Annotated in this window: 1 protein-coding gene; it reads right to left on the minus strand. The window is 52.5% G+C overall.

The annotated features are described in order from the left end of the window. Positions 1-275 precede the first annotated feature (275 nt). Complete coding sequence (gene tet(40), locus ACTNES_RS20725) at positions 276-1,496, minus strand: tetracycline efflux MFS transporter Tet(40) (protein WP_044999308.1); 1,221 nt, start codon at positions 1,494-1,496, stop codon at positions 276-278. Positions 1,497-1,657: the final 161 nt, after the last annotated feature.

The raw sequence follows: 1,657 nt of genomic DNA on the forward strand, positions 1-1,657 counted from the left end.
CCCTGGACGGCTGAATTCGATGGAGCGCCGTGTGCGGTGAAAGTCGCATGCACGGTGTGGAGCGGGGGAAAATCCGGAGATAACTTCAAAGGATTACCTATCGCTATCGGGCGCAAATGCTCATGTACGGTAAAGTATCACAAGAAAATTATGTCGAATTGACAGCCGCCTCCGCTATACCGAATAAGGAAATAAAGAGTCCTCAAATTTTGCGCTACTAAATGAAGACGAGCGGAAGTAATCTCCCGCTCGTCAGTAAACTTAACTATGCCATATCAATCCCGCTTCTTTCCCGCCACCGGCACTAAGAACAGCGCGGGCAACAGCAGGAAAGCGGTACAGACCAGCCCCCAGGGTATGGACACCTGCTGGGCTACCAGCCCCACAATAGGCCCGCCGATGATCTGCCCGAAAGAGTCCAGCTGTCCGCTGGTGGAAAAGACTGTGGCGCGCATTTTCTCATCCACATGGTCGTTCATCCAGGCGGCCAGCACAGGCTCCTTGATGGTGCGCATAAGCCCCGCCAGCAGGAACACCAACAACATGAACCAAAAGCTCCGCCCCACCGCGAAGAGAACCAGGAACAGGATATACCCGGCGCTGGTGGACATGACCACACTGGTTCGGCTGACAGTCCCTTTTTTCTCCATGCGGGCGATGAGCAACTGAGAAGCCAGAATACCTAAGCCGCTGCCGATAAGACTGATAACACCGAACCAAGTGACGCTGTTCAGCGGCCCGATAACGGGTATTACCGTGTCATCCAGAAAATGAGCGGTGGAGAGCCGGTCAAAGCCTTCACTGGCAAGTCCCCCGCATAGTGTGATTGCTAAGAGCGCCAGCAACACAGGTGCGCCTTTCACAAAGCCCAGGTTGAGCTTGAACAGGCAGACAAAGTCTTTAAGCAAGCCCTGCCGTTCCTCAATAGCAGGGGAGAAGTTGGTTTCTGGCATGATGCGAACCATCACCAGCCCCAGCAGCAAGCACAAACTGCCCCCCAAGATGAGAGGCATTTGCAGGTTTATGTTTCCCAGCAGTGTGCCCAGCACCACGCCCAGAACGCCGCCGATTTGCCCCATTTGACTGCCCCGCAGGAACACCTTGTCTATGGGTTTGTCCTCTTCCTCCGAGGCAATCCACGCCTCCAGAGCGCCGGTGATGAAGGTATCACCGCAACCCCAGACAACCTGGGCCAGCAGAACCGGCGCGAACCACGGTAGCGCACCCTCCATCAGAAAGCCCAGGCCGTAGAGGAACATTCCAATCAGCACCGAGCGCCGACGGCTATACAAATCCGCCACCACACCGGTGGGCATCTCGAACAGAAAGCAGGAGGTCTCCTGAACCGTCCCTACCAGGACAAGCTGGAAAGCATCCAGCTGCACCACCTCCAGGTGGTACACGATGGAAAGCACTGTGGACATAGAAACCGCCAGGGAACAGACAAATCGGAACAGCAGGTAGACAGAATATGCCTTTGAATTTTTAGCAAACATGAAGTTACATTCACCTTTCAAATCTCATTTTATATGACTTTTGCAAGCTGTTAACTATAAATGAGCAAATTTGAAAAATTGCACAAAACTACACTGCGAATTTCATAAATGAATCAAAATCATTGCTTTCCTTTGCGCATTGAAAAAGATAACGATACTTT

The organism is Blautia sp. HCP3S3_D9, assembly GCF_052063845.1.
GTDB lineage: Bacteria > Bacillota > Clostridia > Lachnospirales > Lachnospiraceae > Blautia_A.